Origin of the sequence: Gracilibacillus ureilyticus (genome assembly GCF_900111195.1) — a bacterium.
Classification (GTDB): domain Bacteria; phylum Bacillota; class Bacilli; order Bacillales; family Amphibacillaceae; genus Gracilibacillus; species Gracilibacillus ureilyticus.
Genome location: NZ_FOGL01000001.1, coordinates 282,217 through 304,348, shown reverse-complemented (window position 1 = coordinate 304,348; position 22,132 = coordinate 282,217). Strand labels below are relative to the sequence as shown.

General features: G+C 36.9%; 25 protein-coding genes. 18 read left to right on the top strand and 7 right to left on the bottom strand.

The features are described 5' to 3' along the window. The first annotated feature begins 8 nt into the window (after positions 1-8). Entirely contained in the window at positions 9-1,139 is a 1,131-nt protein-coding gene (locus BMW36_RS01480) for a THUMP domain-containing class I SAM-dependent RNA methyltransferase (protein WP_089738844.1), read from the top strand. Positions 1,140-1,163: 24 nt separating this feature from the next. Then, positions 1,164-1,439, top strand: coding sequence for a DUF6123 family protein (locus BMW36_RS01475; protein ID WP_245711549.1), 276 nt, complete (start codon positions 1,164-1,166; stop codon positions 1,437-1,439). Between the two features lie 3 nt (positions 1,440-1,442). Here BMW36_RS01475 and BMW36_RS01470 read toward each other — a convergent pair whose 3' ends face one another. The 3 genes from BMW36_RS01470 to BMW36_RS01460 all read right to left on the bottom strand — a co-directional run bounded on the left by BMW36_RS01470 (position 1,443) and on the right by BMW36_RS01460 (position 2,828). Further along, positions 1,443-1,838, bottom strand: a complete 396-nt coding sequence (locus BMW36_RS01470; protein WP_089738260.1) for a ribonuclease HI family protein — start codon at positions 1,836-1,838, stop codon at positions 1,443-1,445. Continuing rightward, complete coding sequence (locus tag BMW36_RS01465) at positions 1,831-2,517, bottom strand: queuosine precursor transporter (protein ID WP_175480334.1); 687 nt, start codon at positions 2,515-2,517, stop codon at positions 1,831-1,833. Before BMW36_RS01465 ends, BMW36_RS01470 begins: the two co-directional genes overlap by 8 nt. Before the next feature lie 110 nt (positions 2,518-2,627). After that, a complete protein-coding gene (locus tag BMW36_RS01460) occupies positions 2,628-2,828 on the bottom strand; it encodes a cold-shock protein (protein WP_089738257.1) in 201 nt (66 codons plus the stop codon). Between the two features lie 330 nt (positions 2,829-3,158). Here BMW36_RS01460 and BMW36_RS01455 point away from each other — a divergent pair, with 330 nt between their 5' ends. Further along, positions 3,159-4,013, top strand: a complete 855-nt coding sequence (locus BMW36_RS01455; protein ID WP_089738256.1) for a DUF72 domain-containing protein — start codon at positions 3,159-3,161, stop codon at positions 4,011-4,013. Here BMW36_RS01455 and BMW36_RS01450 read toward each other — a convergent pair. Next, entirely contained in the window at positions 4,005-5,033 is a 1,029-nt protein-coding gene (locus tag BMW36_RS01450; protein WP_089738254.1) for a C40 family peptidase, read from the bottom strand. The two genes, BMW36_RS01455 and BMW36_RS01450, sit on opposite strands and share 9 nt — an antisense overlap. A 121-nt stretch (positions 5,034-5,154) precedes the next feature. Between BMW36_RS01450 and BMW36_RS01445 the strand changes: the two genes are divergently transcribed. From BMW36_RS01445 to BMW36_RS01380, 14 genes are all read left to right on the top strand, one after another. Continuing rightward, complete coding sequence (locus BMW36_RS01445; RefSeq protein ID WP_089738252.1) at positions 5,155-6,111, top strand: thymidylate synthase; 957 nt, start codon at positions 5,155-5,157, stop codon at positions 6,109-6,111. An 11-nt stretch (positions 6,112-6,122) separates the two neighbouring features. Beyond that, positions 6,123-6,617 (top strand): dihydrofolate reductase, encoded by a 495-nt coding sequence (locus BMW36_RS01440; protein ID WP_089738251.1) that lies wholly within the window; start codon positions 6,123-6,125, stop codon positions 6,615-6,617. A 91-nt stretch (positions 6,618-6,708) separates the two neighbouring features. Further along, positions 6,709-6,882, top strand: coding sequence for a twin-arginine translocase TatA/TatE family subunit (locus BMW36_RS01435; protein ID WP_089738248.1), 174 nt, complete (start codon positions 6,709-6,711; stop codon positions 6,880-6,882). Positions 6,883-6,911: 29 nt separating this feature from the next. After that, positions 6,912-7,085, top strand: a complete 174-nt coding sequence (tatA, locus tag BMW36_RS01430; RefSeq protein WP_089738246.1) for a twin-arginine translocase TatA/TatE family subunit — start codon at positions 6,912-6,914, stop codon at positions 7,083-7,085. A 109-nt stretch (positions 7,086-7,194) separates the two neighbouring features. After that, on the top strand, positions 7,195-7,944 hold the full coding sequence (tatC, locus tag BMW36_RS01425; protein ID WP_089738244.1) for a twin-arginine translocase subunit TatC: 750 nt from the start codon (positions 7,195-7,197) through the stop codon (positions 7,942-7,944). 18 nt (positions 7,945-7,962) lie between these two features. Then, positions 7,963-8,178, top strand: a complete 216-nt coding sequence (locus BMW36_RS01420; protein ID WP_089738242.1) for a YozE family protein — start codon at positions 7,963-7,965, stop codon at positions 8,176-8,178. A 127-nt stretch (positions 8,179-8,305) separates the two neighbouring features. Further along, positions 8,306-9,460 (top strand): exonuclease SbcCD subunit D, encoded by a 1,155-nt coding sequence (locus BMW36_RS01415; RefSeq protein WP_089738241.1) that lies wholly within the window; start codon positions 8,306-8,308, stop codon positions 9,458-9,460. Between the two features lies 1 nt (position 9,461). Further along, a complete protein-coding gene (locus BMW36_RS01410; protein ID WP_089738238.1) occupies positions 9,462-12,566 on the top strand; it encodes an AAA family ATPase in 3,105 nt (1,034 codons plus the stop codon). Between the two features lie 170 nt (positions 12,567-12,736). Further along, positions 12,737-13,246: a VrrA/YqfQ family protein gene (gene vrrA / locus BMW36_RS01405; RefSeq protein WP_175480318.1), complete on the top strand. Its 510-nt coding sequence runs from the start codon at positions 12,737-12,739 to the stop codon at positions 13,244-13,246. An 89-nt stretch (positions 13,247-13,335) separates the two neighbouring features. Further along, entirely contained in the window at positions 13,336-14,298 is a 963-nt protein-coding gene (gene msrB / locus BMW36_RS01400; RefSeq protein WP_089738235.1) for a peptide-methionine (R)-S-oxide reductase MsrB, read from the top strand. A 65-nt stretch (positions 14,299-14,363) separates the two neighbouring features. Continuing rightward, positions 14,364-15,401 (top strand): AbrB family transcriptional regulator, encoded by a 1,038-nt coding sequence (locus BMW36_RS01395; RefSeq protein ID WP_245711548.1) that lies wholly within the window; start codon positions 14,364-14,366, stop codon positions 15,399-15,401. 78 nt (positions 15,402-15,479) lie between these two features. Continuing rightward, complete coding sequence (locus tag BMW36_RS01390) at positions 15,480-15,683, top strand: DUF6501 family protein (RefSeq protein ID WP_089738233.1); 204 nt, start codon at positions 15,480-15,482, stop codon at positions 15,681-15,683. Positions 15,684-15,775: 92 nt separating this feature from the next. Continuing rightward, on the top strand, positions 15,776-16,324 hold the full coding sequence (locus BMW36_RS01385; RefSeq protein WP_089738231.1) for a histidine phosphatase family protein: 549 nt from the start codon (positions 15,776-15,778) through the stop codon (positions 16,322-16,324). A gap of 123 nt (positions 16,325-16,447) precedes the next feature. Next, positions 16,448-16,687 carry a ferredoxin family protein gene (locus BMW36_RS01380; protein ID WP_089738229.1) on the top strand — a complete coding sequence of 80 codons (240 nt, stop codon included), beginning with the start codon at positions 16,448-16,450 and terminating at the stop codon, positions 16,685-16,687. 29 nt (positions 16,688-16,716) lie between these two features. Here BMW36_RS01380 and BMW36_RS01375 read toward each other — a convergent pair whose 3' ends face one another. Beyond that, the gene (locus BMW36_RS01375; protein WP_089738228.1) at positions 16,717-16,992 is read right to left on the bottom strand and encodes an acylphosphatase; all 276 of its coding nucleotides are present in this window, start codon (positions 16,990-16,992) and stop codon (positions 16,717-16,719) included. Positions 16,993-17,116: 124 nt separating this feature from the next. On the opposite strand from BMW36_RS01375, the gene BMW36_RS01370 reads away from it, so the two are divergent. After that, on the top strand, positions 17,117-18,631 hold the full coding sequence (locus tag BMW36_RS01370; RefSeq protein WP_089738225.1) for an FAD-dependent oxidoreductase: 1,515 nt from the start codon (positions 17,117-17,119) through the stop codon (positions 18,629-18,631). A 226-nt stretch (positions 18,632-18,857) separates the two neighbouring features. Here BMW36_RS01370 and BMW36_RS20525 read toward each other — a convergent pair whose 3' ends face one another. Then, the gene (locus BMW36_RS20525; RefSeq protein ID WP_089738223.1) at positions 18,858-20,045 is read right to left on the bottom strand and encodes a cell envelope integrity TolA family protein; all 1,188 of its coding nucleotides are present in this window, start codon (positions 20,043-20,045) and stop codon (positions 18,858-18,860) included. 60 nt (positions 20,046-20,105) lie between these two features. Next, entirely contained in the window at positions 20,106-21,968 is a 1,863-nt protein-coding gene (locus BMW36_RS01360; RefSeq protein ID WP_089738221.1) for a midas domain-containing protein, read from the bottom strand. Positions 21,969-22,132 lie beyond the last annotated feature (164 nt).

Here is a 22,132-nt window from a genome sequence, read left to right as displayed (position 1 = left end):
GCCGTTTTATGAAAAACAAATTCACTCTGATAGCAACAGCAGCGATGGGACTTGAGTCCATCGTTGCAAAAGAAGTAAAAGCACTAGGTTATGAGGATGTACTGGTGGAAAATGGAAAAGTTATTTATGAGACAGATTCGTTGGGAATTGCACGGTCCAATCTATGGCTACGTACGGCAGATCGAGTGAAGTTGCTAGTTGGGGAGTTCGATGCACGGACCTATGACGAACTTTTTGAAAAGACAAAGGCTCTCCCGTGGGAGAAGTATATTCCTGAAGATGGAGAGTTTCCTGTTATCGGTAAGTCACATAAGTCCACATTATATAGTGTTCCTGACTGTCAATCGATAGTTAAAAAAGCTATTGTGGAACGACTGAAGCAAAAACACGGTGTGGCAAGATGGCTAAAAGAAACAGGGGCACTTCACAGAATAGAGGTTGCTCTATTAAAGGACAAGGTTACTTTGACGCTGGACACCTCTGGCAGTGGACTGCATAAACGCGGCTATCGGGTAGGGCAGGGGGAGGCTCCTTTAAAAGAAACTTTGGCAGCTGCACTTGTACAATTAACGAATTGGACACCTGATAAAACGTTTTATGATATATTCTGTGGATCGGGAACGATACCGATCGAGGCTGCACTAATTGGGCAAAATATCGCCCCGGGATTTAACAGGGAGTTTGCTTTTGAAAACTGGGACTTTATCCCTTCGACTGTACATGAACAGGCATTAGAAGAGGCGGAGGATATGGCGAATTATGACCAGCCGTTAGATATATACGGGACTGATATAAGTCATAAATTGATCGGTATAGCTAAAGAAAATGCAATGGAAGCGGGTCTGGGCGACTTAGTTACATGGAAACAAATGCAGGCAACCGACTTTCATACTAAAGAAACAGGTGGATACATTGTCAGCAACCCGCCATATGGGGAACGGTTAGGAGACCGTAAAGAAGTAGAATCAATGTATCGGGAGTTAGGTAAAGCATTACAGCAATACCCGACATGGAGTGTCTATATTCTGACTGCAAACGAAGAATTCGAGAAGCTTTTCGGTAAGGAAGCTTCCAAAAAACGCAAATTATTTAACGGGTTTATTCGAACAGATTATTACCAATATTTTGGAACCCGCTAATAAGTTGAATTTAAATGAGGGATAATGGTGAAAAATAATGAGTTATTAGCATACTTTCTAGAAAACCTCTGGACAAAAGGTTTTAAATTGACGGATGAAGAAGTACAATTCATCTATTTTGGTATGAAGTATACCAATACTACCGCTAAACAAGTGAAAATCGCATTATCCCTCACCTTGCAACTGAAATTACAATTTGATGGAAGCTTTTATATCAGTTTATTAGAATTATGTCAGAATCATAATATAGGGACAATGAGGGAAGCACGAAATGCCCTGAAGGAGAAACAAATTATATAAGGACTAAGTTGTGCGGTTAATCAGTGCTTTTCGTGCTAACTGATCTGCATGATGATTCTGTTTTTCCGGTATCCATTTAATAAAAAAATACGGAAATACTTCGGACATTTTTGAAATCTTTTCATGATATGGCTTAAATACCTTGTTTTTCACAAATTGTTTTTCAACAGTTTCCACAACTAGTTTAGAGTCAGAGCGAAACGATAAAATTTCATTCGGGAAAAACTCCTGACAGTAGGAAAGTGCCTCAATTACTGCAATAAATTCAGCCTCATGGTTAGAGAATTCCCCAATAAATTTAGAGATCGTAAATGATTCTGTCTCATTTTTTATATATACTCCAATCCCGCTTGGACCGGGGTATCCTTTCGTAGCTGCATCTGTATAGACTTTAAGCACGCTGATCACCTAGTTTCCATTTCTTTGCAATATATATAAACGGAGTATCTATGATAGAAACAATAAACTTAATTAGATAGGTTGTTAGTAATATCTCCAACCAATCTTCCAGTTCATACAACCCGTAAAAAGCGATACTGCAAAAAATAAACGTATCAATCAGTTGACTTAGCATTGTACTCACATTATTTCTTATCCATAGAAACTTCGTATCAGGGAGCATCTTTTTAAATTTAGCATAAATCCAGACATCGATATATTGACTTACTACATATGCAAGCATACTTCCGATCGCAATATTCGGAATTACGTCAAATATTGCTTCAAGTGCAGGTTGCATTGTATCCGATTCATGCGGGGAAAAACGAATAGCAATCTGCATGACAACCGTCATAATTAACAAGGTGGAGAAGCCCATCCATACTGCTTTCCGGGCATCGTTTTTACTATGATTTTCATTTAAAATATCTGTTGCCAGAAAGACGGTACCATACATAATGTTACCAAGAGTAGCAATAAGACCGAACATTTCTACTGTCTTTAAAACCTGGATGTTCGCAATCACTGTTGCCATCCCGATCCATACAAACAGTCCGGCACGTCCAAAAAAACGGTACATGACAACTAAAATTGTAAAATTAATGACCGCAAATATTATCCATAATAATTCATTAGGCAATTGTATAACTTCCTTTCTGCTTTTCTCATACAAAATTACCATAATCCATTCACCAATGTAAACTTAGAGCATCAGAAAAGGCGATGAACGAATCATCGCCTTGTTAAGTACTATTTTCTTTCTACATTTGCAGCTTGGGGACCTCTTTCACCTTCGACAATTTCAAAAGTAACTTCCTGGCCTTCTTCTAACGTTTTAAATCCTTCCTGCTGGATGGCGGAATAGTGTACAAACACATCATTTCCATCCTCGAGTTGTATAAATCCGTAGCCTTTCTCAGCGTTAAACCACTTTACAATACCATTTTCCATGCTTGTCTTCCTCCCTAAAACCTTTTGTGTAATAGATTATGTCATCTTCACAAACGAAATGTTTGGGTATTGGAATGCAGTCATGCTTTATGAAATAAAAACCGATAAATAGCAAAAAGACAGCTTCAATAGAAGTTTAGGATCCGCTTACATTTTTTCTACTGAAGCTGTCTTATATAAATGAATCCCAGACATCTCATTTGCTTGAGTTTACTATAGCTCATTTTGCAGTTGGCGTCAAGAATCTCTCATCCTTCTGCGTATCTGTTTGAAACAGTTTTAAATTATGCTATTTTATAGTAGTAAGTATGAGTATAAGGATTTGAGAATATGTCAATAAAAATTGGATTAACTGGTTGGGGAGATCATCCGGCACTTTATTCCCAATCAAGAAACAAGCATAAATTAATAGAATACAGCTCTCATTTTCCTACTGTTGAAATAGACAGTTCTTTTTATGCTATTCAGGATAAACAAAGATATCAAAAATGGACAGAACAAACGCCTGATTCATTTTCTTTCGTTATAAAAGCATATCAGACATTAACAGGTCATGACCGTCAAAATATTACGAATAGAGAAATGAAGTTAATAATGGAACAGTTTAAACAATCGTTTGAACCTGTTGTTGAGGCTAATAAACTGAATATGGTCTTGTTTCAATTTCCCCCGTGGTTTGGTCTGACAAAACAAAATATCATTAAATTGCAAAAGTTACGTGAATGGGCAGGAGATCTGCCAGTAGCATTAGAGTTTCGTAACAGGACCTGGTTTGAAGAATACCGGGATAATACAATGGATTTTCTCCGGGAAGAAGACTGGATACATGTCATTTGTGATGAACCACAAGCGGGAACAGGCTCTATTCCAATCGTTCTTGAAACGAGTAATAATAATCAGGCTCTTATTCGTTTCCACGGCAGGAACGTACATGGCTGGAATAATCATGGACAGGAAAACTGGCGTGAAGTTCGTTTCTTATACAGATATAATGAAAAAGAACTCCTGGAATGGGTAGAACGTATACAAATATTAAAAAAGCAGGTAGACCATATTACCATTCTATTTAACAATAATTCTGGCGGGGATGCGTATGATAATGCTAAACAGTTAATCAACCTGCTAGACATCCGGTATGAAGATCTGCATCCAAAGCAAATGGATATATTTGATGAACTATTCTGAGATAACTCTTTTGGCGCCTAAATAACGTTCTGACCAATACGCTTGGTCTAATGGACTTATTTCCACACCGTTGGAGGCTCCTGCATGAATAAATTGGCCATTGCCAATATATATCCCTGCATGGGATGGACCTGGCTTATATGTTTCAAAAAATACGAGATCTCCAACTGCAGGTTGTGCAATGGGTTTTGTTGCATTCCACATTTCATTTACTGTTCTCGGCAACTGAACATTATATTGATTGAATACAAATTGAATGTACCCACTGCAATCAAAGCCCGCTGAAGTGGTACCGCCCCATACATAAGGAACCCCGTAATAGGCTTTTGCTGTGGAAATTATTCCTTGCAGGTTACTGGATGCTGCAGGGATGCTTTTTTCATTACTGGATTCGGGTACAGTCTGATCGGATGAGTTAGATGTTTGAATATATGTATGTTCAGTTTCGCTTTGCGCAGAAGATATCGTAATTTCGTTTTCAATGTGAACTGTTTCTATACCTCTGTCTTGCTTATAAGCTTGTAAAGCCTTATCTGTTACAGGACCATATAAGCCGTCAATAGAAGATTTGTAGTAACCATAATAATTAAGTGCTTCCTGAAGTTTCTCCACGTCTTCTTTATTCGTTTCATCAGCAGAATCGTTGCTTATATGTGCTGTCAGGATATTTTCATAAGTTTGTGCTTCACGCTGAATGATCCTTTGTATCGTTTCCTTATCTGCTTCACCGCTAATTTTCATTTGCTGGTCTTTCTGAAATTTTTTCAGGGCGTATTCGGTCAATGTACCAAACTTTCCGTCTATTGAAGAATCATAATAAGATAGTTTCTGCAATTTTTTCTGAAGTACTCTTACGGTATCATGATGCATTCCATATGATAACACTGGTGCCTGCTCAAAAATTTCATTTTCCACTTGTGAAAATGAGGCATCGATATAAAAAGAAAATGGCTGACTGAAAACAAAACTGTATGCAACGGAGTGCTTTACGACGGTTGACAAGTGATCGTGTAATAACATAAATAAGCCCTCCTCTTGAATAATGCTTAACAAAAATGTATGCTTAAATAATTAGAATATGATGTGAGGATCTTTTTGTTATATTTTTGTAATATTATGTATTAATGAGAGGCTGAAGATAATGAGTACAAATGAGCAGGTATATTTAGATTTATGTAAACGAGTATTAAAAGAAGGTAGTAATAAAGCTGACAGAACGAATACAGGTACTTTATCCGTATTTGGCCATCAGATGCGATTTGATTTAGCTGAGGGATTTCCACTCCTCACCACTAAAAAAATTCCTTTCCGCTTAATTGTAAGTGAGTTATTATGGTTTATTAATGGAGATACAAATATCCGTTTTTTACTCGAACATAACAACCATATCTGGAATGAGTGGGCTTTTCAGAAATGGATTGAAAGTGAGGATTACCGTGGTCCTGACATGACTGATTTTGGCCGCCGGTCACTGAGTGATCCTGTCTTTAAAGAAGTATATGAGGAACAAATGAAACTGTTTGTTAAAAGGATTCTGGAAGATGAAACGTTTGCTCGGAAATATGGAGATCTTGGTTCTGTTTATGGTTCCCAGTGGCGTACATGGAAAACCTCGAAAGGTGACACGATTGATCAACTAAAACAAGTTATAAAATCAATAAAGGAAAATCCATATTCCAGGAGACATATCGTTACGGCATGGAATCCAGAAGATGTTCCTTCCAACATGGCGCTGCCTCCATGTCATACGATGTTTCAATTTTATGTGGATGATGGAAAGTTAAGCTGCCAGTTGTACCAACGCAGCGGGGATATTTTTCTAGGGGTTCCGTTTAACATTGCCAGTTATGCTCTTCTGACCTGTCTTATTGCGAAAGAATGCAGTTTGGAACCAGGAGAATTTATTCATACACTTGGAGATGCGCATATTTATTCCAATCACCTGGAACAAGTACAAACTCAATTATCCAGGGAACCGAAACCATTGCCAACTCTTAAGTTAAAAGATTTTTCATCTGTATTTGAGGTGCAGATAAAGGATATAGAATTAGAAAATTATGAGGCGCACCCTTCAATCAAGGCACCAGTCGCTGTATAAGGAGGAAGAATATGATTTCATTATTGTTTGCTATGGACAGGAACAGAGTCATTGGTAAGGATAACGATCTTCCGTGGCACTTGCCAAATGATTTAAAGTTTTTTAAAGAGTTGACAACAAATCAATCTATCATTATGGGGAGGAAGACCCTGGAGTCGATGAATGGTCCATTACCAAACAGAGAGAACATTGTGTTAACAAGGGATAAACATTACGATCAAGAGAATTGCATGATTATCCATTCCATTAGTGAACTGCAGGTAATGAATGACAAGCAGTCTGATAAAGAGTGGTTTGTCATTGGTGGCGAGAATATATTTAGGCAGGTACTTCCGATTGCGGATCGCATCTATATGACGTTTATTGATGAATCATTTGATGGAGACACGTTTTTTCCGGAAATTGATGAATCAGAATGGGTAGTGACAAGTAAAAAAGAAGGAATTGTAGATAAGAGGAACAAATACCCGCACATATTTATTCAATATGATCGAAAAAAATTCTGATAATTTTTATTTGCTCAAGACAAGCTAGACAAAACGTGGTAAGATGGGTATGATAATAAACAAAAAGATATAAAAAAGGTGGGCAAATCAAATGTTATCCTCTATTGGAATTCCAGGGTTGATTTTAATCTTAGTAATTGCACTAGTAATTTTTGGGCCTAAGAAGCTGCCGGAAATCGGGAAGGCAACTGGTGAAACTTTGCGTGAATTTAAAAAATCTGCACGTGAATTAACTGACGAAGAAAAAGAACAGAAAAATTCCTAATGCCACTTTCAATGGACTGAGGTGAAAGTATGTTATCTAATATTGGCTTTCCAGGATTGATTTTAATCTTAATTATTGCATTAGTAATTTTTGGGCCATCTAAACTTCCGGAAATCGGGAAAGCAGTTGGCAGCTCTTTAAGAGAGTTTAAGAAAGCGACCAATGACATATTAAATGATGAACAAAAAGACCAGAAAAAATGATTCTTAAAGGTGTAAAAGTTACGATCCTTTTACATCTTTTTATTATACAATAAAAAGGGTATCCATTTTGCAGAGGTTTATGGTTGATCTATGAAGGAGTTATAATAGAATGAAGCAAGATAAATCGTATGATAAAGAAATGGGTTATCTCGACCATTTTGCGGAGTTACGTAATCGGCTAATTGTTACAGCAGTGATCTTTGTACTTTTTTTTGTTTTAGGTCTTTATTTCGTAAATGATATCCGCGACTTCTTTTTAAGTGATATAGATATCACATTGAACTTAATTTCTCCTGAAGAAATTATATGGGTAATTTTCACGATTGCTTTTACAGTGGCTATAACAGGGACTTTGCCGTTTTTATGCTTACAGTTATGGTTGTTTGTAAAACCAGGTTTAACACGGAATGAACGACGTGTTTCGGCATGGTATATACCGGCAGTCTTTCTGCTGTTTATAGCTGGTTTGGCCTTTGGCTATTACATTTTTGTAAAATTAATCTTACCATTTGTTTTATCACTCAATGACGGAATATTCGAAACACTGTTCTCAGTAGAGAGTTATTTCCGTTTTATTTTCCAGGTAACGATTCCTTTTGCCATTTTCTTCGAGGTACCTGTTATTTCTATGTTTCTAACAAGCCTTGGTATAGTAACACCGCACTTTTTAAACAGAACTAGAAAGTACGCCTACTTTATCCTGATAATTATTGGTACAATGATTTCTCCACCAGACTTTATTTTACAAATTGTTGTCGCAATACCGCTTATTGTACTATATGAAATCAGTATTGGGTTATCAAAGATAGTTTACCGGAAAAAAGAAGAGCGGCATGAAGCATTTATGAAAGAATCTTGATGAGGGGACAAATTTACAATGAAATCATTCTATCAGTATATGTTACGTTACCGGGGGGCCAGGACAGCTGGAGATGAGAGCAAATTAGCGGAGTGGATGTTTGAATCACACGATTTCCCTATACACTCTACTGATTTTGACGAAGTTAGCAGTTATTTTGAATGGAACAACCCTTTTCCCGGGTCACTCCAATTATTCGATAAATTATGGCAGGAATATAAACGTGATTCTTAACCATGAGCCTGGCCTCATGGTTTTTTTATTCTTCTATAAAAGGAACATTCGTTCTTGTATTAATAGACCAGAAATATAAGTTCATTTATAATGATAGATAAATAGTTTAACAGGGTTGGTGATTGTGATGAAAATTATTCATACAGCTGATTGGCATTTGGGTAAACTGGTTCATGGTTTACATATGACTGAAGATCAATCATATATATTAGATCAATTGCTGGAAATTCTGGAGAGGGAGAAGCCTGACGTACTTATTATTGCAGGAGATTTGTATGACCGTTCTGTTCCTCCCAGGGAAGCAGTAGAGTTGTTAAACCGGATATTAACAACAATTTGCACCGAATTAAATATACCGATTATGGCGATTTCGGGTAATCATGACAGCCCTGACCGCCTCGGCTTTGGTTCCTTAATATTTCAATCAAGGCAGCTGTATTTGCATACAACTATTGAACAAGCCTTTCATCCTGTTTTGTTGAATGATAAAGCGGGTGCGGTCCATTTTCATTTAGTCCCATATTTTGAACCTGCGGAAGTAAGGGATTATTTTGATGATAACAATATACAAACACATCATCAGGCAATGGAAAGGGTTGTTAATGAGATAAAAAGAACATTCCAGCCAAATGAACGGCATATTATTGTTGCTCATACTTTCGTTGCAGGCGGAATGGAATCAGACTCTGAAGAGCGGTTAACGATGATTGGCGGAAGTCCGTATGTGGACGCCTCTTTATTTGATAGTTTTGATTATGTGGCACTCGGACACCTTCATGGTCCTCAAAAAGTCTTTCGAGAAACAGTTAGATATAGCGGGTCCATTCTCAAATATTCCTTTTCGGAAGCTAGTCATAAAAAATCGGTAACTTCAGTTGAATTGGAAGCGGATGGAAAGTGTCACATTGAGCAACTCCCACTTAAGCCTTTAAAAGATATGAAATCAGTAAAAGGCTACTTTCAGGATTTAATGAATGAGAAGGTAATATCCCGAACGGATGATTATTTACAAATTGAACTACTGGACAATGGACAGATTCTTGATCCGGTATCGAAATTAAGAAATATATTTCCCAACCTTCTGCGCTTAGAAAGAAAGAAATACCTTCTTGGCCTATCCATAAAAGATAAAGAGAAAATACAACAAAAACAGGAGATGTCACATGAACAGCTTTTTCAGGCATTTTATCAAGAAATCAAGGGCGAAGAATTATCCAGTAAAAGATCAGAATACATTCGGAAAGTGATGTCTTCATTATTAATCGAAGAAAGGGGGAAATAAATTGCGTATCTTAACATTAGAACTTACGGCATTTGGGCCATATCGGAACAAGCAGCTGATTGATTTTACTAAGTTAGAAGAAGAAACTATTTTCCTTATTACTGGTCCAACAGGAGCGGGGAAAACTAGCCTCTTTGATGCCATCTGTTACAGTCTCTATGGTCGAGCAAGCGGGACTGACAGGGATCAGGATACTTTTCGCAGTCATTTTGCAACAATTGACGATTTAACGAGTGTTACGCTCACTTTTTCTTTACATCAGAAGATATACCGTGTAACAAGGTCACCAAAACAGCAAAAACCAAAAGCAAGAGGAGAAGGTTATACAGAAGAGCCAGCTAATGCCTCTCTCTATCAGTTAAATAATGACCAAAATTGGGATTTACTGGAGTCAAAAATTAAAGAAGTAAATGAATCGTTACAGGAGATGATTAATCTTGATTATGAACAGTTCCGTAAGATGATTATGATTCCTCAAGGTGAGTTTCGCAAACTCATTTCGGAAAATAGCAAAGAGCGTGAAGAAGTATTACAGAAGATTTTCCGTACTTATTTCTACCGTGATATGACCGAGAAAATGAAACATGATGCAAAGTTACTAAAAGAGCAAATAGAGAAGTTGGAATGGAAGCTGCAACAGGAGCATTCCAAGATATCAGCAGAGTTGTTAGAAGTGCAGGAAGGTCAATCCCTCGTTGAACAACTCGAATCAAAGATAGAAAAATTAAAAGTGGAACGTGAACGTATAAAACAAAATAGAGAACAATTAATAGAGCAGCAAGAGAGATTAGAGAAAGAATACTATGAGAAAAAGCAGATTGTCGATTTGTTTTGCCAGCTAGACGAAAAAAGGGCTGAAATGGAACAAATGAACAAGCAAGAACCGTTGATTCGCGAAAAGAAAGAGATTTTACATTTCGGGGAATTAGCGAATCAGTTATTGCCACTGGAAGACCAGTTGAAAAGTAGAGAAGAAGAATGGCAGGAACAAACAAAACGCCACAAAGAGTTGCAGGAGCAGCTATTAAGAAAAAAAGAACAATTTATGCAAGTTGAGGAAAGATATCACCAGCTGGAAAAAGAAAGTGAAACAAGGGAACAAATGAGAACAGAAATTGAAAAAAAGAATGAAGGACTCAAAAAATTTGCAGAATATCTCAAAATCAACCAAAAGTCTGCATATTTGTCTTCAACTCTTAAAGAGAAACAACAGAAAATTCATTCACTGGAAAAAACGATTGAACAATTAACCATTGAGAAAGAACGAAGCTATCAATTGAATGAAGAGATTCATCAATTTCAGCAAACCATTCAAGAGGAAACTTATAATAAAGAAAATTGGGAGCGGAGACTGTTAATTTGTGAGGATATTATCAATGAAGCTAATCTTTTGGATGGGATGAGAAAAGAATATCTTCAAATTAATAATGAAATCAGTAAACTGCATGACCAGGTGGAAAAACAAAAAGAAAAATGCCATCAAATAGAGCAGGGTTATCATCGGAATATTGCACAACTTCTTGCCAGTACACTGGAAGATGGAAAAGCATGTCCTGTTTGCGGATCAACCAGTCACTCTCAAGTAAATAATAATGAGACAAATGTAACGAGCCAGCATGAATTAGAGGAGGAACGACAAGTTCTTCAAAAATTGGAAGAGGATTGCATCAGGCTGGAAAGGAAGAAGTATGAAATAAAAGAGCAAGGTGAAGCGAAAAAATCGATTATAGCCCGATATTATCAATCATTGGAACAATCTCTTCAGGATATGGAACTCAATGACCTGCATAAAAAGATGGATGTATATAAAAATCAACAGATGAAAAGAGAACAAAAGATACAGGAATCACGTGAGGCACTAGCGGCATTAAAAACATCCAGGAAAGATGTCCATGTTATCCAACAAACAATTGACCGAAAGAAAGATGAGAGAAATGAGCTTAGCAACAATGTAAATCAGCAAATGGAGCAATTGAAGCAGTTACAAATAAAGCTTGCAACACTAGATAACCAGCTTCCAGAAGATGTTACTTCTCTTGAAGAATATCAACAACAAGTGGAACAGCTGGAAAAAGAATATCAGGTAAAAATGGAGCAGTGGAAAGAATCGCAACAGCAATTTGACGGTTTGAAACAAGAGTTAACGGAAATATATACTATCACCCAACAAACAGAACAGTTTGAACAACAGCTCCGTAAAAACTATGACAACCAATTAGTTTTATTTAAAAAATCTTTAAAAGAGAAGAACTTCGATTCGATAGAAGCGTATAAGAACGCACTGATTTCTGAAAAAGAGCAGAAAGAACTATCGGAAACTATTGAAAAATATGAAGAGAAAAGAAAGATAAACGAACAGAGAATAGAGGAAATTAGCGCTGCTCTAAAAGATGAGGAGCAGCCGGATCTCCAACCTTTGAAAGAATCAATGGTTGAATTAAATGATAAACAAATTTCACTATCAAAAGAAGAACAATCTATTGAATGGACACTTAAACAATTACAACAAACAATAAAGACAGTGAAAACACTTGAAAAAGATTTAGAGACAGTGTCTGATGAGTACTACCATATTGGAGAATTAGCTAGTCTTGCAAAAGGCGATAACCCGCAAAGACTATCGTTTGAACGATTTGTTTTATCTACATTTCTAGATGAAATTTTACTTCAGGCAAATATCAGGCTTGATAAGATGACTGATCACCGCTTTCAGTTAATTCGCAGTGAAGAGGTAGCAAAAAGAGGAGCACAAAGCGGATTGGATCTGGAAGTACTTGACCATTATACAGGCAGAAAAAGGTCTGTGAAAACTTTATCAGGCGGAGAAGGTTTTAAAGCAGCCTTAAGTCTTGCTCTTGGTATGGCAGATATTATTCAATCACATTCCGGGGGTGTTCAGCTTGATACATTATTTATTGATGAAGGATTCGGTACTCTTGATGAAGTTTCACTTGAACAAGCAATAGATTGTTTAAAAGACTTGCAACAGGACCACAGGGTGATTGGAGTTATTTCCCATGTTACGCAACTAAAAGAGGCAATAAAGGCGAAACTGGTCATTCAAAGCTCGAATGAAGGATCCAGTGCTCAGTTTGTTCTTCATTAAGTTTCATATTGTTACAAAAAGGAACAAGTGAACCGTTCAGCTATGTCATATTATGCGCTTGCCCAGGAAATAATCCACTTTATTTTATATTTCCTGTTATGGAATGCCTATACGGAAAAAAGGCAGGGATCATATACTATCCTCAGAAGATAAAGAAGGGATAGATGTGTATGAATATGTTTCGGCCTCCAAATCAGCCGCCAATGTTTCAGCAGCAGCCGTTTCAGCATGGTAACTTTATGCAAATGATGCCACAGCGTGGAGGTCTGCCGCAACAATTACCCGTTAATCAAAAAGGTATTCAAGGCTTGTTACAAAGATTTTTACCTGGAAAAGCTGCAACGACTACTGCAGGTTTTAGTGGAAGTACCGGCGGGTCCAATTTAATGGGGACATTAAATAATGTTCAGCAAGTATTGAAGGTGGCTCAGCAGGCTACTCCATTAATTAAAGAATATGGTCCGATGATAAAAAATGCACCTAAAATATTTAACATGATGAAAGCATTAAATGAAATAAACAAAGAAGATGGAGATAATGAAGATAAGGAATTCAATGAATCTGTTGATGAATTAAATATGAAAGACGTTCAATCTGAAGAAGAATTTCAGTGGGATACAGAAGAGCAAGAGTATAATACAGAAAGGACAGCAGAGTCCCGCCCAAAACTGTTTATCTAAACACGATAAACTAAACCTGAAACAGACCACTTGCTTTTTTTTTAAATCAGCCGCACAATATTACTAACATGATGTTAGGAGGGTAATTGATGGGTAATCAATCAATTGAAAAAGCTATTTTTGCAGGTGGCTGTTTCTGGTGTATGGTAGAACCATTTGATGAGCAGCCAGGAATTATTAGCATTACTTCTGGGTATACAGGTGGAGATAAGCCTCATCCAACATATGAAGAGGTTTGTTCAAATACGACAGGTCACCGGGAAGCCGTTGAAATTACTTTTGAACCGGAAGTTTTTCCATATACAAAGTTACTGGAGTTATTTTGGCAGCAGATAGATCCCACAGATCCTGATGGACAATTCAATGACAGAGGGGACTCTTACCGGACAGCGATTTATTATACGAATGAAAAGCAAAAAGAATTAGCAGAATCCTCTAAGAAGAGTTTAGCGGAAAGCGGTAAATTCGATCAGCCGATTGTTACGGAAATACTTCCAGCAAAGCCTTTTTATCCTGCAGAAGAAAAACATCAGGATTATTATAAAAAACAGAGTTTTCATTATCAGCTCTATAAAAAAGGATCAGGAAGAGCTGACTTTATAAAAAAACATTGGAAAAAGAAATTTTCTAAAGATGAGCTTAAGAAAATACTTAATCCGATTCAATACCATGTTACACAGGAAAATGGTACTGAACGTCCATTTATGAATGAATATTGGAACAACAATAAAGAAGGTATATATGTAGATATTGTGAGCGGGGAACCTCTGTTTTCAACAACTGATCAATACGACGCCGGCTGCGGATGGCCAAGCTTTACTAAACCATTGAACAGACAAAGGATTAAAGAAAACCTTGATACATCTCATGGTATGAGAAGAATTGAAGTGAGAAGCGATGAAGCAGATTCCCATTTAGGTCATGTTTTTGATGATGGTCCGATCGACCAGGGGGGGATGCGTTACTGTATTAACTCTGCAGCACTTCGTTTTATCCCAAAAGAGAAACTTGCCGAAGAAGGATTAGAACAATTTCTACATTTGTTTAACTAATTTCCCTAGTAAAAGAACTTGTTAACACCAAGTTCTTTTACTTTATTCTAGAGGTGTGAGTCGCATTGAAATCAATTGTTATGAAATATATAAAGATGTATGGTATTGCTCTCATAATAACTGGTGTCTTTTTCATATTTAAACTGCCTCTTCCCTGGATATTAGGTCCATTAATTGGCGTTTTTCTTTTAAAACAGTGGGGGAATTCGAGCTATCAGTTAAATGAGGAAGTACGCCATATCAGTTTCGGAATTACCGGGGTACAAATTGGTGCAACGTTTACTGCTGCGACCATCTCTCAGGTAATGCCGTATTTCCTGCCATTCTTATTTTTTACCATCGCTCTTATTGCAATCTCGATGTTGAGCGGTGTTCTGATTGCAAAAATTGCGAAAATGGAGCAAATTACCGGTGTACTTGGCAGTGTACCTGGAGGATTATCCGTTATGGTAGCAATGAGTGATTCTTTGAAATCGAACACAGGACTAGTAGCTATCTTCCATACTATCCGGTTACTAAGTGTATTATTTATTGTGCCGATTATCGCTACCTATATCTTCTCAGAACCAGTTGCAAATAGTTATAAAGATATAACGGCAGTTCATACTGCACCTGTTTGGACAGTCTTTTTTTACGGGGTTTTTTATTTCCTGGCACACCTGCTCCAATACAAAATACCTGCAGCACATGTGTTAATCCCAATGATTTTCATTGCCATCTTCAATATATTTGGAGTTCCAATCATCTCATTGCATCCTTTGCTATTTCATTTCGCTCAAGTCTCTATTGGTATTCATTTAGGTTTATCAATCGATTGGAAGGATATAAAGAAAGCCGGAAAATATACGATGCTTTATTTTTGTTTTACTTGTGCTATTATTCTCATATCCGTTCTGTTTGGTTACATTTTTTCTTCCATGTCAGGTTTAAGTTTTGCCACAGGAATGCTTAGTATGGCACCGGGCGGGCTTGTGGAAATGGCTATTACCGCACACGAAGTAGGTGCAGATCCAGCGATCGTCGGATCTCTGCAATTAGTTAGAATGTTACTGATTATTTTAATCATGCCATATATATTAACAAGGATTTGGAGTAAACAATAATAACATTATGTAAACTAATGTCTGCTTGTATTAATCTTGAATAGTGGTATCATAATACTATAGAAGGAGGTAAGACTAATGATACACAAAACGTGGGAAAATCATGTAACAAATAAAACAATTAAGTGCATTCACACAAATGCTAAAAAATATAAAGTGAATTCTGTCCTGACAAAAGGTAAAGAGTATGAAGTGAAAAATGAGACTGAGGAATTTTACTTTATTATTGATAACACAGACCGCATTGCCGGATTCCGCAAAGAATATTTTGAAGAGGTCTGATGTTTAAGTTTAATTTATTGTGGAAAATATAAATATTAGGTACATTTAATCATGTGGAACTTTTTATAGATTCACCTTAGGAGCTGATATTTATGAAAAGAATACTATTAATTCGGCATTGTGATGCAACGGGGCAACATAAGGATTCTCCGCTATCAAAAGAAGGAAATGTACAGGCATATGAATTAGCGAAAGTTGTGAAACAGTTAAGTTTTCCTGTTGATCGAATTATTTCCAGTCCTTATTTGAGAGCAAAGGAAACCATTAGACCTCTTGCAAGTGAATTAGAAATAGAAATAGAAATTGATGATAGGTTAAAAGAACGTACCCTTAGTGATGAACCTATTGATGACTGGTTTGAAATTCTAGAAGAGTCTTTTCATAATTATCAATTTAAGTTACCTGGTGGTGAATCCTCTAAGGAAGCATTTAATAGAGCTAATACAGTCCTGGAAGAGTGTTTGTCAAACGATCAGTATGATTCAACGATTATTGTAACACATGGAAATTTATTAGCACTCATGTTAGAAAAATTCCAGGTTGATTTTGGTTTTCATGGCTGGAAAGCACTAACCAATCCCGACATATTTTTGGTACAGCGGGTCGGTGGTGAAGAGGTTATTGAAAGAATCTGGGAGTAATCTTCCCATGAAAACAGTTGAAAATATTGATATTTAAGCTATAATTGTATTCGGGCTTTTTAAAATATGGTAAAATGTATAGGAAGATACATAGTTTGATTCTGATTAAAGGAGGGGACAGTCTTGGCATTTGTTATTACATCGCCTTGTAAAGTAGAGAAAGCAGGCGAATGCGTAGAAGTTTGCCCTGTAGATTGTATAGAAGAAGGAAAAGACATGTTTTATATCGATCCAGATATTTGCATAGATTGTGGTGCCTGTGAAGCAGTATGTCCTGTTGAAGCGATCTATATGGAAGATGAAGTACCTGATGAAGAGCATGAATACATTGCTTTAAATCGGAAATTTTTTGAAGAAAGCTAATTGAAAGCCCACTTTTATAGTGGGCTTTCTTAATGCCTGATTTCAAATTTCTTAAAGGTAGTGTCAATCGGATTCTTTTCTATTCCTATGTTACTTACTTTAGCAAACATAGATGGTCCTTTCCTGACTTTATCAATAAAAGTGTGTATATCGTTCTCTTCACCCTGGGCAACTATCTCCACAGATCCGTCTTCAAGATTTTTCACCCATCCGGTAATGTTATTTTCCATTGCTGTACTTTGTGTAAAATAACGGAAACCAACTCCCTGAACCTTTCCTTCAACAATTAGATGGAATTCTCTCATAATTATCACCCCTCGTTTCATCATAACACTTGTTCTATTCTGCTTCAAAGTCTGCTGAAAAGATGTCATAATCCTGCAGTAATTGGCCATGCTAAGTATAGATGGAATGAGAAAGGAAGATAGAATGGAACATTTACGTATTCCTTTATGGCAGGAAGGATCGGTTATTGAAAAATTCCCTACATTAAATAAAAACGAAAAAACAGAAGTTACTATCATAGGAGCAGGATTAACCGGTCTTACGGCTGCATATTTACTGGCAACAAATGGCGTAAACGTGGTTGTAGTTGATCGCGATAGAATTGGGAATGGAACTTCGGGCCACACTACTGCCAAGATTACAGCACAACATGGGATGGTTTACAATGAGTTTATTTCTCATTTTGGGATGGAACAAGCAAGTATGTATTTTCTAAGCCAGATGGATGCAATGGACAAAATTGAAGAGATAATCCAGAAACATGAGATAAAATGCCAATTTGAGAAGCAAGATGCCTATTTGTTTACTAACAATGAACAAAATCAACGAAAATTAGAAGCTGAATTTGAGTCTTACCGTAAATTGAATATCGATGGGGAAGGATTATTAGAGATACCGGTAAATTTTCCAATTAAATATGCATTGAAAATGAGAAATCAGGCACAATTCCACCCAATGCAGTATATGAAGGCACTGGTAGATGTGATCATTGAACATGGTGGCAAAATTTACGAAAATACTTCGGTATATGATATTGATAGTAATGACCATCGTGTTGTAAGAGCTGTTAACCAGCAGACTATAGTGTGTGATCAGGTAATTATTGCAACACATTTTCCGTTCTTTGAAGGGGAAGCATTTTACAGTGCAAGGATGTATCCTTCAAGATCCTATGTCACAGGTTTTACTTCAAACAGTAAATATCCTGGTGGTATGTATTTGAGTGTAGATCAGCCCGCACGTTCTCTAAGAACTGTGCAACATAATAATCAGGAAATTTGGCTTTTAGGTGGGGAAAACCACAAAACAGGCCAATACAATGAAAACAATACACCATATGATAACTTGAAGGAGCTTGCTCAAACAAAATTTGATGTGAAAGAACGGATGTATGAATGGTCTGCTCAAGATTATACAACACTGGATAAGCTCCCATATATAGGAAGGTTAAATAAAAACCGTGAAGAGATCTTTGTTGCAACAGGTTATAGAAAATGGGGCATGACGAATAGTATGGTAGCAGCAAACGTAATAACAGATATGATATTACAAAAAGATAATCCGTATATTGATCTGTACCGGCCAACGAGATTTCATGCAGATCCCGATTTAAAGAAGTTTATAACAATGAATACCAATGTAGCAAAAGAATATATTATGGGGAAAATCGGTACTAAGAATGATGAAATCGACCAATTAAAGCAAAATTCTGCAATGAAAATGAAGCATCATGGACAAACGATTGGATTATTTAAAGATAGTCAAAATAAAATACATGCAGTAGATACTACATGTACACATTTAGGCTGTGAAGTAAACTGGAACGACACAGAAAAAAGCTGGGATTGTCCATGCCATGGTTCAAGGTTTCAGTATGATGGAGCAGTAATTGAAGGACCAGCAATCGAACCATTAAATAAAATCGACTTTTCAAATTAGGTTTCGTCTCACTATCTTAAGTATACTTGCGCATTGAGATGGTGAGACTTGTATTTTATTAACTTCTCATAATAAATATTATGTAAACTAGAATAAAGGTTAAATAATTCCGTAAGTAACCACCAGATTCTTCCGCCCTTTTACGGTTCGAAAAGTATAATTCACCTCAAATTAAAATACATACACACCAGGAAAAATCCATTCCTGGTATGTATGTATTCATTTCTTATTTTACTGTGGATTTTTGTATGAAGTTAAAAAATGCGATCTCATCATTATGATAAGCAACTTCAAAATAATCTGATAATCCATCTTCATCCGAATCAATCATTAATGGATTCGTAAAGTAAACTTTGACTTCCTCGTAATCTGTTAAACCGTCACCATCTGTATCAACTATATACGGGTCAGTACCTGATTTTCTTTCTTCTTTATCAGTGAGACCATCACTATCAGAATCTTTATCCGGTTTCTTAACCGGTTTACTTTTAGGTTTTGGCCTTTCTTCTTTTGTTTCCATTCTAATCAGGCTATCCATAAATGTATGAATCATCTCGTTACTATCCCTTTGAACAACTAACTTATTCGAAATATAGACCTTGCCCCAACTGTAGTTACGAACAAAGTCCTCTGAATTCTCGAAATAGCCATTGACCAATTTGATATCGGAATAATTATATTCTTTTACTTTTTCGCCATTATGAGTAATCGATTGACTTACATCAAAAATATCATCTTTTTTAATTGTTACAACACTCTCTGTTTCTACAGTAACATTGTTTTCCTCTTCTGTTGAACTTTTGCGATTTACAGAAAGATTTTGATTCTGATCATTTTGAGCTTCTCCAGATGTTCTCACCGTCTGGATTTGTTCTAAAGAAATATCCGTACTTTGTTTCTGCACGTTTACTTGATCAGATAACTTTTCTTTCTGTTTTGTCGAAATATTTGCTTTTTGCTGTTGATTAGCATCAGCAATTGCGCCAGCTGTTTCAACCGACTGTTTCTGTTCGGAGATGATAACCTGGTTCTGATCCTGATTATTTCCATTAATTTCCTGAGATTGAGATGCTAAAAGACTTGCCTCTTGTTCCTGACCTGCCACGATTTCATCAGCCTTCTCAACTGATTGCTCCTGATTTAATTCAATTTCAACATTCTGGCTCTGTTCAGCTGAATCATTTTCTTCATCATATTCCTGTTGCTGTGTCTTCTCACCATCTGCTGTTTGTTCCTGAATTAGTTCCCCTTCGTGCGTACCCTCTGTATCAATAGATTGCGATTGTTCTGCATCACCTTGTGTAAATTGATTTTGATCGGTAGCTGTTGTTTCTTCTGCAAGAACCGACATACTTACTGAGGATTGAAATATCAGCATTGCTGTAAATAAAGAAATTATGGTTCTTTTTAACAAATGATCACCTACTTAAAGCCATCTACGTTCTTAAAAACGAACACAGATGGCTGGATTTAATTACCTAGCGCGTTGACGCTGAACAACAGTTGTTGTTGATGATTGGCTTTGGCTGATGTTAGTTCCTTGGGCACTCGAGTTTTGATTAGTTGTGTTGCTGACGTTTTGTGACTGGTTATTATTGCTGCCCACAGCAACTTGAGTTTGCTCTGATGCATTATCAGATACCTGGTTTTGGCAAATATCTTCACCGACTGCTCCAGCATTCTGATTTGTATTGTTATTTACCTCTTGCTCCTGGTCGTTATTCACACCAGCTGAACCTTGATTTGAGATCGAATCATTAAAAGAATCTTGATTTTGACCGATATCTGCACCAATTGCTCCAGCATTTTGCTCCGTGTCATTGTTTACTTCTTGTTCCTGATCGTTTGCAACACCTAAAGAACCCTGGTTTGATAAAGATTCATTTGTAGAATGCTGCCCTTGACCGATATCCACACCAATTGCTCCAGCATTTTGCTCCGTGTCATTGTTCAGTTCTTGTTCCTGGTCATTGGATACACCAGCAGATCCCTGGTTTGAGACAGACCCGTTATAAGAAATTTGACCTTGATCGATATCCGCACCAATTGCTCCAATGTTCTGCTCCGTATCATTGTTCACTTCTTGTTCCTGATCATTATCTATACCTACAGTTCCTTGATTTGATTCAGAGCCATTTAGAGCATCTTGTCCCTGACCAATATCCACACCAATTGCACCAGTGTTTTGGTCAGTATCATTGCTTACTTCTTGATCCTGATCATTGGATACACCTGCAGATCCCTGGTTTGTTACTGTTTCTGTAGCAGAATCCTGCCACTGACCATTTCCTGCGCCAATTGAACCGGCATTTTGATCAGTATTATTTTCAATTTCCTGATCCTGGTCATTGAATAATCCTGCAGATCCCTGATCTGAAGTCGATCCATTAAAAGAAGTTTGGCCCTGATCTGTACCAACCCCAATTGCGCCGGCATTTTGGTCTGTGTTATTTTCTAATTCCTGCTCTTGATCATTGAATCCGCCAATAGTATCCTGGTTGGAATTAGAAACGTTATTTGAATCCTGTCCTTGTCCAATACCAACACCGATTGCACCAGCATTCTGGTCTGTGCTGTTATCAATTTCCTGCTCCTGATCATTGACAGCACCAGTTGAACCCTGACCTGCAGTAACTTCATTTGAACTAGTTTGTCCTTGATCAATTACAGCACCAATTGCGCCGGCATTTTGGTCAGTTGTGTTATTTGCTTCCTGTTCCTGGTTATTGAAAGCTCCATCTGTATCCTGATATGAACTATTACCGTTATAAGATCCTTGTCCCTGATTAATTGCACCGCCTACAGAGCCTGAAACTTGTTCTGTATTATTATCAAGGTTTTGTTCCTGGTCGTTAAATCCACCATTAGATGACTGGAATTGTTCTGAGCCATTCATTGATTCTTGCTGCTGATTATTGTTACTTCCAAAAGTAAATTGGAAACCAAATGAATTATTTCTTGTACCTTGGTTTTGATTATTGAAAGAACCTTCAGTCTCAGCATCCTGGTATGTATCATTTACAGACCCTTGACTTTGACTGGAATTGTTTCCAAAACCAAACTGAAAGTGCCCAGAAGAATTTCTTATACTTGAATATTGACGGCTGTTCCATGCATTTTCCCCAATCTGGAACTGGCCTACTGAGTTATTGCTATACTGGTTTTGTTGCGAATTGGAACCAAAAAAGTTTTGATATGAGTCCACTCGATTGTCAAAAAGGGTGTCTTGAGAATTTGAGTGACTATCTGCACTAACTGATAACCCTCCAATAAACATTGATGATACGATGAAACTTGTGCTTAATACATTAATGATTTTTTTGTTTTTTCTTTTCAAAATATATCCCTCCTATTTTTTTCTGTACATATCTGTACGTTATAAAGTATATAATAGATGTTTTTATAAATAAAACCCGATATTCGGCGAAAAACAAACAAATAAACGGAAATATCGTTCCTAATAAAGAACAAACGCGGTTTTTCTTAGTTTCTCTCTTTTTA